This window comes from Methanosarcina sp., assembly GCF_049706645.1.
Classification (GTDB): domain Archaea; phylum Halobacteriota; class Methanosarcinia; order Methanosarcinales; family Methanosarcinaceae; genus Methanosarcina.
Genome location: NZ_JBNAKP010000062.1, coordinates 19736 through 29936, shown reverse-complemented (window position 1 = coordinate 29936; position 10201 = coordinate 19736). Strand labels below are relative to the sequence as shown.

7 protein-coding genes are annotated in these 10201 nt (G+C 47.2%); 1 reads left to right on the top strand and 6 read right to left on the bottom strand.

What is annotated here, in order from left to right; translation table 11 throughout:
• From mcrA to mcrB, 5 genes are all read right to left on the bottom strand, one after another.
• A partial coding sequence (gene mcrA / locus ACPK8D_RS16290) for a coenzyme-B sulfoethylthiotransferase subunit alpha (protein ID WP_424718906.1) occupies positions 1 to 1493 on the bottom strand: 1493 nt, incomplete at its 3' end.
• A 10-nt stretch (positions 1494 to 1503) separates the two neighbouring features.
• Positions 1504 to 2250, bottom strand: a complete 747-nt coding sequence (mcrG, locus tag ACPK8D_RS16285; protein ID WP_424718905.1) for a coenzyme-B sulfoethylthiotransferase subunit gamma — start codon at positions 2248 to 2250, stop codon at positions 1504 to 1506.
• A 1-nt stretch (position 2251) separates the two neighbouring features.
• Positions 2252 to 2872, bottom strand: a complete 621-nt coding sequence (gene mcrC / locus ACPK8D_RS16280; RefSeq protein ID WP_424718904.1) for a methyl-coenzyme M reductase I operon protein C — start codon at positions 2870 to 2872, stop codon at positions 2252 to 2254.
• A 6-nt stretch (positions 2873 to 2878) separates the two neighbouring features.
• Positions 2879 to 3394, bottom strand: a complete 516-nt coding sequence (gene mcrD / locus ACPK8D_RS16275) for a methyl-coenzyme M reductase operon protein D (protein WP_424718903.1) — start codon at positions 3392 to 3394, stop codon at positions 2879 to 2881.
• A 24-nt stretch (positions 3395 to 3418) separates the two neighbouring features.
• Positions 3419 to 4723, bottom strand: a complete 1305-nt coding sequence (gene mcrB, locus ACPK8D_RS16270; RefSeq protein WP_424718902.1) for a coenzyme-B sulfoethylthiotransferase subunit beta — start codon at positions 4721 to 4723, stop codon at positions 3419 to 3421.
• A 418-nt stretch (positions 4724 to 5141) separates the two neighbouring features.
• Here mcrB and mmp10 point away from each other — a divergent pair, with 418 nt between their 5' ends.
• Entirely contained in the window at positions 5142 to 6377 is a 1236-nt protein-coding gene (gene mmp10, locus ACPK8D_RS16265) for a methyl coenzyme M reductase-arginine methyltransferase Mmp10 (RefSeq protein WP_424718901.1), read from the top strand.
• Between the two features lie 362 nt (positions 6378 to 6739).
• On the opposite strand, the gene ACPK8D_RS16260 is transcribed toward mmp10, so the two are convergent.
• Positions 6740 to 10180: a DNA polymerase II large subunit gene (locus ACPK8D_RS16260; RefSeq protein ID WP_424718900.1), complete on the bottom strand. Its 3441-nt coding sequence runs from the start codon at positions 10178 to 10180 to the stop codon at positions 6740 to 6742.
• Positions 10181 to 10201 lie beyond the last annotated feature (21 nt).

Sequence of the window (10201 nt, the reverse complement as noted above, 5' to 3'; positions counted from 1 at the left end):
TAGTTGGGGTAGTTTGGACCACGGAGTTCGTCTGGGAGACCTTCGTCGCCCTGGTAGGACAGAACGTTTGTGGCACCACACTGGTCCTGCAGGTCGTATCCGAAGAATCCGAGTCTGCCCCATGCTTCCTTGTGCAGGTACATGGAGAGGTACCAGCCTGAAAGACCAGCGTTTGCGTTTGCAGTTGCGATTGCAGTACAAACACCGGCTGCGGCTGCGAGCACGGTTGCTCTCTGGGATCCACCGAAGTGGTCTTCAAGGGCGGTTGGGAATTTCTCGTAGGTCTCGATACCGTAGAGTGTGGACTCGGTTGCGATATCCTTTACGACTTCGAGGGTTGCCTTTACCTTGTTGTCCTTGCCGACGGTTGCAGCACCGTTGTACTTGTCATTGATGTAGTCAATGTTGTAGTACACGTTGTTGTCAAGGATATCATCAGTGTATGCAGCTGTTGCATACTGTGTGAATCCGACACCACCGGACATGTAGGATCCGAGCCAGATCTGGTCATAGAGCATGCAGCCTGCACCGACGACTTCAAGGGAAATCTTTGCTGGGTCTTCGGAGGTGCGGCTTGTCTGGATGATGTCTGAGAGGTGACCGAAGGAAAGTCCACCGGGCTCGTTTGGTCCACGTGCACGCCTTGCTGGAAGCATTTCACCCATGGAGACAAGGGCTGCGTGCTTTGCAGCGAATGACAGGTCAGCGACGGCTGCTTCACCGGCACACATTGCGTATGCGGAGATGAAGGACATACCGATCTGCATGGCTGCCCACCTGGAGGTCTGAGCACCGTCAGTTGTTCTGGAGACAATTGTTGGGATGTGGATTGCCTGCCAGGTTGTCTTGCCGATGGAGGCCTTAATCTGGGCTGCCTGTTCTTCACTGAACATCTTGTTGATATCAACAAGGAACTGCTTGTCGATTTCATCTGCAAGTGCGTCGTCGCCTGTGAAAACTTTCACGTAACAGTCATCAACAAGGGCAGGGTGGGTTTCGACCATCATTTCCTGAACCACTGCTGCACCGGGCATGGCGTGGTTAAGGACTTCGAGGTAGTGGTTGATGGTTTCAGGAGTAACTTCCTTACCCAGCCTCTTCTCGAGAGTCTCGTGAGCCATGTCAAGACCGACGATACAGGTTCTCCTGATGTCGTCCCACATCTGCTGCATTGCAGCGTTGTTGACGTAGTGCAGGTCGTCAGGTTCTGCGACAATGTCAGTGCCGGAAATTGTGTAAGGTGTGATTGCACGCTGGCCGAGTGGGGCACCCATGTGCATCATGGGGTTGTAGAATGCAATACCTCTCTTCTCTGCAATTTCCTTACCGGCTTTGATCATTTCGACCTTTCTGGGGTCCTGCTCAGGTCCAAGCCTCAGGAACTTTTCTGTCTTGCCGGTGATGTCCGTGGTAGACTGCTTGTTTGTACCAAATTCCTGTGTGAACTTAACTTCCATTGACTTTTTGAATTTTGAGAAAATATCTGCTGCCATTGTGGTCACCTCATTTCGGCTGGAATCCGTATATTGTTCTCTCATCGAATATTCTCTGTACCCATTCAACGACTTCTGCATCGTCCCTGAAGGCTACATTGTCCACACGGTAGATGGTGGTCCTCTTTGCGGCCTCTTCACTGGACATTGGCTTGCCGAGGTTTACTTTCCTGTCGAGTGGAATTGCAACCTGGTCCTTGTCCTGAATGATGGTGCCACCTTCGAGTCTTCTCCTGTCGAGCATGTCGAACATTACACCGTCTTCCTGAAGACGGACAGAGTGACCGTGGACTGTTGCACCGCGCATACCGGCAAGTGCGTGGTCAGTCATCTCGGTTTCCATCTGAACTTTTGCGCACTGTTCCATGTCTCTCTCACGGGCTTCGACAATCTGACGACCGGAAAGGGTACCTGGGTCTACACCTCTGAAGTTGATTGCTGCGAAGTATGATCTGAAGTATGGGGTGGCAGGAGCGTTGTACATTGAGTCAGCAAACTGGACGTATCTAACTCTGTCTCCTGCTGCTGCACCGGGTGTAGCTGCAACGTTTTCACGGGTCGAACATGCGGGTTCTCCCATTTCTGCAAGTGGTGGGTGGGTGCTTGGGTAGTCACTTCCTGGGGCACGGTGTCCGAGAACTGCGGTTAAGTCTTCATCTGAAATTTCCCTGAGTTTCTCAAGTTTTCCAGACATATGCTTTCTTCTGTTAGCGCCAACTGATGTTGCGCCTGGATAAAATTGTGCTTCGTAAGCCATCTCATGCAACTCCTTTATGATCTTCTAACTGGTCTAATGTAGTCTTGACGTGTTTAACGATTAAATTTAGTTTGTCCCTGGGACAGGAGTCACCGCGTGTAACTCCGCTCACCATATCCATCACAATTCCCTTTGTACGAATATTTTCATCCCTTGGCATCACTAATCTCGTCTTTATCCCTGCTTCTGCAAAATCTTCAAAATCTACCGGAATCTGGCTGACTACAATCGCCGGGATATTAGCCTGGCTCAGAATTTCCCTGGCCTTCCTGATTACATGGTCCCTGATATTTCCGAGGTGAATAACAGCCAGCTTGTGCATTTCAATCTGTGCGACTTCTACCGGACTCAATACAAAGGACCCGGTTCTCATACCTGATTCAGGAATTCCGGAACCTGAGTAAAGTACCAGCACACTGACCTGAATGTTTTCTTTCCTCATCCCGTACGTGATCTCACATACCGGTTTTGTGATATGTCTCTGTCCGGGACTCATGGCAATAGCTACGACCTCAGCACGGCCGGCTTCCGAGAGAGTACCTCGCTGGGCAAGTCCTCCTCCTTTGCCAAGTCCTGCGCCACATCGGCAGTCAACTACCTGTGTTTCCCGATCGATCATCATACTTTTTCACTCATCTTTATCCTTTTTCTCTTCTTTTTTCTCTTGTTTCTCAATGAAGATGAGCTGGTCTGTCCTGGCTTTAGCGTCTACCATACCAAGCAACCGGGGGTCTGCTTCAGGACCAAATTTAGCATAATCAGTTACACTAGGCTTTTTCCTGAAGAAATGTCCTTCCCTGAACTCAAAGGGAAACGGGAGTAATTTTTCGCAGATTTCCCTGAGCTGTTCTTTGGCTTCGGCGTTTGAAAGTTCAACCCTGATCCTGCCCACACAAATCCTCAATTCAATAACCTGATCTCCAATCTGAATAGGCTTTCTCAGTGGATGTTCCACCTTTTCCCCGGTGCCGGGGCCGGCAGACACCTTCTCAGGCAGCCTGTTGCCCTGCACCATAACGCGGACTACCCCGTCAACCTTATAAATTTCAGCTATGAGCTTTTGAGCTGTTTCAGGAGACAGGATTCTACTGGGAAAGATTTCGATTTGAATAGAATCTTCTGTATTTGAAGCAGAGTCTGACATCGTTAGACCTTTTGAGTTATATCTTTAGAGCGCTCCTGCAACTGCCTTAATCGGCTCGCGGAATTCAGGAATTCCACCAAATACGTCACCTATCAGGCCGGATGTCGATTCGATTGTGAACATCTGGGTACCTGCATCCAGAGCTACTGCTGCGCATACGCAGGGAATTGCGAATCCTCTGGAGTGCCTGGTAACAACGTGGTTACCGTTGAAGACACCAGGTCCACCGCCACCGTAGATTGAGTGGCTGAAGAATGAGAACCCTACTGCGACACCCTGTACTTTACCGTAGTCGCATCCTGGGAGACCAGTCTCTTTCTCAAGTATGTCATTGAAGTAGAGAAGTGTTGAGGAAACGTTCTGAGCTGCACGTCCTGCACCACAGTTCACGAGAGTTGCTGCAAGGGTACCAACTGCTGCATAGGCGTTCCACATGGGGACATCGTTTGCTTTGTAGAATTTGTATCCCGAGGGAGCGGTCTTGTCAACGGAAATAACGCCGTCTTCAATTGCCCTGCCGACAACGGACTGAATAACGGTTCCAATAGTTCCGTCCTTGCCGTTTTCCTTTACAACATCATATAACATATTATTGGCGTTGAGACCCTGGCATGCAAGACCGAGGAGCTGATGCCTCTCGAACATACCGACTGCTCCACCCATCTCGAAAATACCAGCCTGCTCATAGATAGAGGAGAGAGCTGATGCGTTCATTGCATTCCGGTTGGAGATTGCTGCAACGTGGTTTGCCATAATGTTCCTGAGGGAGAAGCCAAGACCTTCGTTGTTCTGGGGGATGCTGAGAATGCTCTGAACTGCTCCTCCCATGAGGTCCATTGTTTGTGGGTAGCTTCCCCAAACAGCGGCTTTTACGATGGGAGCATCGTACATATCGGTTCCGAACATGTCCAGAATTGTCTGGGTGACTGCTGCTGCACCAACTGTGGTTGCGGACATGTAGTCGGCACCTGCAATCATCCTGGACTGTGGAGCCTGGATCAGAAGGCTCTTTCCGCCTTTGACTTTAATGATGTTGGTATCGTCGCCTTCATCGACCTGGACAAGTTTCTGAACGTTTTCTGCAATTGCATCAGCATTGCCCATGATGTCGTAGTTGAGCCCACGGCCCAAGATCTGACGGCCCTTTCCGCCCATCTTGCCGCTGGCAAGTGCACCCTGAATACCTGCGAGGGAGACTGCAACAGACCTCTTGGTGTCCATGATGATCTTTTTAATTGCTGCGTTTCTTGTTGGAGCAAGGCTCATAATGTCGACATTGCTCTCGAGCAGTTTTCCTCTGTCGTCGTAGATGTCTACTGTGTCAGACACTTTAATTTCCTCCTTAATTTATTAAAATCATTTTGGGACTGGTCACCTACACAAGTGCTTTTGCACTCATAAATCAAGTACCGTATCGTTTTTAAGTGTCCACTTTCCCAATGAAATCTCATTCGTTTAGAAGGTACTTAAATCTTTTGTGTTCTCCGCTCGATGAATTTATGTATTTTTTTAAAATGGATTTTATTAATCTAAAATCTATTTTTGTATAATTATATAAAAAAACGATATCAATCGATAAATAAAATTTTAACGTTACTTAAAGTAATCAAAAATAAACAAAATTACATAGAAAAGTTTTTTTTTAAGAAGGGGGGAAATTGACATTAATATTTTTAAGATGATATTCTGTCACCTGAGAGTCATACCAAAAAGATTTAGTAATATCCTAATAATACCAAAGTTTAATATGGAAGTAGTTGTCGACGTAGGTGGAAATCCAGGGGTAGACTGTAGAGGCTTTTGTAAATATTGCTATTTTAAAAAGGTCAAAGACATTCAACCTCTGGGCTGCAAGTACTGTCTTCCTTTCAAAAAAGGATGTGACTACTGTACCCGCAGTGTAAAAGAATCATACTCAGGTTTCAAGCCCCTTCAAATTGTACTGGATGAGACTGCAAGAAAACTATATTTTGGAAGCGGAGAGATAAAAAAATTCACTATCAGCGGAGGAGGCGATTTAAGCTGCTACCCGGAGCTGAAAAAGCTTGTCGAATTTCTGTCTCAATTCAAAACTCCTATACATCTGGGGTACACAAGCGGAAAAGGTTTCAGCAGGCCTGATGATGCTCTTTTCTATATAGACCACGGAGTCACAGAAGTGAGTTTTACAGTCTTTGCAACTGACCCGGTTCTGAGAGCTGAATACATGAAAGATCCCGAGCCCGAAGCTTCTTTGCAGGTTCTCCGGGACTTCTGCACTCACTGTGACGTATACGGAGCCATTGTGCTTATTCCGGGGGTAAACGATGGCGAAACCCTTGATATAACCCTCAGTGACCTGGAAACTATGGGTGCAAAAGGAGCTATCCTGATGAGGTTTGCAAACTTCCCAGAAAACGGGCTTATCCTGAACAACGCCCCTATTATTCCGGGTGTAACTCCACATACGGTTCAAGAATTCACAGAGCTGGTACGCAGTTCTGCAGCGAAGCACCCTTCCATGAGGATCACAGGAACCCCACTTGAAGATCCCTTAATCGGTTCTCCTTTTGCCATCCGGAATGTTCCCGAAACCCTTGAAAAACTTCCGAAAATCATAAAAAAAGCTACTATCATTACAGGCCAGATAGCAGCCCCAAGACTGAGGGAAATTTTTGAAGCTCTTGGAGGTTCCGTGAATGTTGTCTCCCCGGAAAAGGATATTGGATGCCTGATAACTATTGATGATCTCGAAAAGCTGGACCTCTCGGAAGTAAGTGAGACTGTTTTCATCCCCGGAAGAGCCTTTGTTCACGATATGGAAGTTAGAGAAGCCCTTAAAAGAGACGGGGTTGATAGGCTTGTTCGAAGGGGCCCGGAGTGCCTTTCTGTAGACGGTGAAATGTCAATAGGCATGAGCAGAGAAGAGGTCCTTGAGCTCGAGATTGAAAACTTTACTGAACTTATAGGGCAAATCAATTCTCTTGGGCTGCCTGTGGAATAAATTAGATTTAATCAAAACCCACCCCGAATTTGAGAGAAAAGATGCTCAACTATATACATAAATCCACTCAGTGAGAGATACAGATAATCAAACAGATAATATATAAATAGCCTTGTAATTATATAATTACGTAAAAAGTGTATAGAAAAGTGTTAACTTTGATAGAGTGGATTTTTCCCTGTAAGAAACAATCTAAATCTGGAAAAGGTCTCTCCCCAGAAGGAGAATAGGATTGTATGCAGTAAAATTAGAGAACTAATTAATAAATACTTCTGTATTTTTGGGCTCTCAAACTGCCCTACGTCCTTCCAGTTCATCAGAATAATTTTTTTTTAAGTATTCGCCTCTCCTTTTGTTCATTCTTAGCGCGCAGACCCGGACATAAAATCCGAAAGTCCTAGCTGTTTAACCCTGTGATTTTCGAATAAAGAACATATATCTTTATCCAGAAGTTCAATTCTCTGTCGGGTATAACTGGAAACTCCGTACCTTTCCCCAATTTCTTTTGAGACCTCAAGATATTTACGGACAGCTCCTTCATGCACGGTCAGCACCACATTACCTCCGCATTTAGGACAGGCTCCGGTTAGAGGAGGGCGCCTGAATTTCTCTCCGCACTTTATACAACGCATCCGCTGCCTGGAAAAGGAGCGGAGATTTCCTAGAAGATCAGGAAGGAAATGGGACTTGAGCACTCTTTCAGCCACATCCGGAGCGTCCACTGCTCTTATTTTATTAGCAAGGGAAAGTTGAGCTTCCATTTTTTCGATCATGCTCCCAAGAGTCTTATACGAAGAGTTGAGCGGGCCTGCGGCAATATCCGCAGTATCATGTGTAAACATAAAATGCTCATACTGTTCCGGAGTTCCAAGCCGGCCACTCACTAAGTCCATAAGACCTTCAAGTTCTGTCGGATTTTTAATCTCCCGGGTAGCCCTGTAGAACGCCAGAGGGTATCTTGCAGGTACGTCTATATTATGCGCTTCCTTGTCTACTTCCTTGGGATCGATTCTGGTAGTAAGTACAAGAGGAGCATCCATTTTCCCACCCCTCTTATCCGGAAGATAAGACCTCGAGAAATTGAGGATCCCATCCATGAGAAGCATTATGCAGTCTTCATCCCCATCGCAATTCCTGCGTTTTGAAGCATGAAAGAAAGGATGAGCATAGCCGACTGAAGCTTTCGTAAACCCTATCAACCGCCCTAGCACGCCCGCGGAGGTATGAGGAGCAAGCCCGATAAGCAACACGCCTACCAGGTCCTGGATTGTTTCGGCATTATAATAGGGCTCAACCCTGTAATATTTGACAAGCAGGTCATCCACGTATTTTGCCGTACGCAGCATATAATTGCCCCCGTCATAAGAAATTACAAGATCCTGGACCTTCAGGCAGACAACCTGATCATCCCTTTCAAGGGGCTTTCCGTAAATATCCTCCACGTAACCGAGTTTCCGAAGTATGGCTGCCGTTATCCCGATTTCGTCAGCCCTGATATGTGTAAGTGGAATATCTGACATGTCATAGCGGACAGTCCCATCTTTAAAAATATAGACATCATGTTTCGCCCGCAAAATTCCCTTTTCCAGAGGTTCGGGAGTCATCTGCCCGTTCATTAGCCGTTTTACGCCTTTTATAAGATCCAATTTTTCCCTTTCCCCTACATTTTCAAAGGCCTGCTTGTAAATGGAACGGAAATCCAGTTTGACATTTGCAACCGAATTTGGCTTTCTACCGCATTTAGGACAGGTTTCAGAGCCTCGAACCTCAATTTTACATCGAGGGCAGGAGAGCTTGGGATGGGTATACTCTCCGCAATCGCAGCGCCAGAAATAACTCTCTTTCCCGCAGCCAGGACATTCCCTGAGTCCAATTTCCACTTCAATTTCGCCTATTTTCCCATTCATGGAAGCCGAGTAATCTGAAGCAGACACAAGATTCCGCGTAATCCCCCCGGCATTGCTTATCGGAAAGAGAACCTGAGCTGCAGGAGACATCTTTCGCAGGTCGGATTTTTCCGGTCTTCCCATCCTTGCCCCTATTCTCGAAGGAGCCCTGGGGAAAACTTTGAACCCGCTTAAAAGGGCTGCAATGTCCACCGTATTCTCGATATCAGGCATCCGGCCCTTCTCTTTCAGGTGGCAATCAAGTCCAAGGCAGAGAATAAAAGGAAGAGCTTCTTCAACAAGGATAGTCTCAGCTTTTACCCTGTGAAGTACAAGAAGTTTTTCAAGTATAAATTTAATACCATTTTCCAGGCAGGCTTTCAGGGGTAAGCTGAGAATCCCGCGTTCAATCGAGAAATCCCCCTTCTCAGCCACGAATTTTCTTAAAGCTTCAAATTCGATTCGGTTTATGTCGTGCCAGAGATAAGTAAACTTCGGATGTAGAGGGACATCGTACTCCTCCGCAAGCCTGAGAACCAGATTTACCGACGGATTCTTCAATTCTTCTTCAGGTATTGTCTCAGGGCAGGCTGCTTCATAGTCATAGCGCCACCATTCGAAAACGTAAGGTGAAGGCATGAGAGGATGGTTATTTTCCAGGAAATCCCCGTAGTTAATCAGGATCTCCCCGATATCTACTATTACCTCGACCTGCGGGCGAAGCTCATACGCTTCCTTTATATTGTCTATACGGACAAGGTCTCCGGAGTAAAGGCGCACAGTTGGCCCTTCTATCGAGTCTACGGCAGACATGGCTGCGGCTTTTCCAGGTCTTTCAACCTTGAGCTGAGTCCCGTTAGTAATAAAATCGTCAAGCAGAACCATAGTAGACGGATTGATTCCTGCAGATGCAAAAGAAGTATTTCTGGAACGGCCGTAGCGGAGCCTGAACCCTCCTGGCCTTGATGGGTGGGAAAAAACCGGCCTGCCTGCAATCAGGTCTCTTATATACTTATCCTTCGGCTTAATCTTGTTTTTCTGCTCATTTTCTTCATCGCATCCGCCTTTTGCGCCCCCAATGAGTGTTTCCAGCCAATCCCATCCATCCATGTTCAACTTATTAACATGTTTCTTGACCTTGGGTGCTTTAAGGGCTAGCCCTTCGGCAAGTACAAGGCACATTCCCCCTCTGACACGGTTTGTCCCAATCCTTTCCAGATCCCTGTGCCCTTCAACCTCGGCATCTTCGGTTGGGTCGCCGTCAATACAGACCGGGCAATTCTTGACTATCAGGCGAATCTCGTCTTCCGAGGGCGTGTACTGCAGGCTTGCGACTCTTTTATAAAGCAGGATCTCTTCCACATAACGCTCTACTTCCTCAGGCCTTGGCTTGTAGCGATCAATCCCTATCCCACGTCTTACATAGTCGCCAACGAGTACGGAAAGGGCCTGGGCTGTCCCACCTGCACTCCGGATGGGACCGGAATAGAAAATCCGAATATACTGCGAACCATCATCGTTCTTCCCCAGTTCGACCTTATCAATCCCTTCAATCGGAGCTGCAACCACTCCTTCCGTAAGGGTGGCCATGGAAACCCGGATCGCAGCTTCAACCGCATCCTTTTTTGTTGCGAAACTTCCCACTTCCCCTTCGGCGACCTGGCGTCCGATTTCGAGAGCAGCTTCCTCCCTGGACATCCTTGTCTCAAGCTCCCGGATCTTTGCAGCGACCCCCTCTACTCCTATAAGGTTCTCAACCCTATCCGCAAGATCCTTGGCAAGGGGAATTTCTACAATGGGTTTTGGGTCTCCTCCACGGGCTCGAGCCTTATTTGCGATCTTGATGGCCTCTTTGAGTCTTGCTTCAAGTTCGTCGAAATACTCGTGCATCTCTTTACTTGCAATCGTTTCGCCCATTTGAAAGCTCCTCTAAAAAAG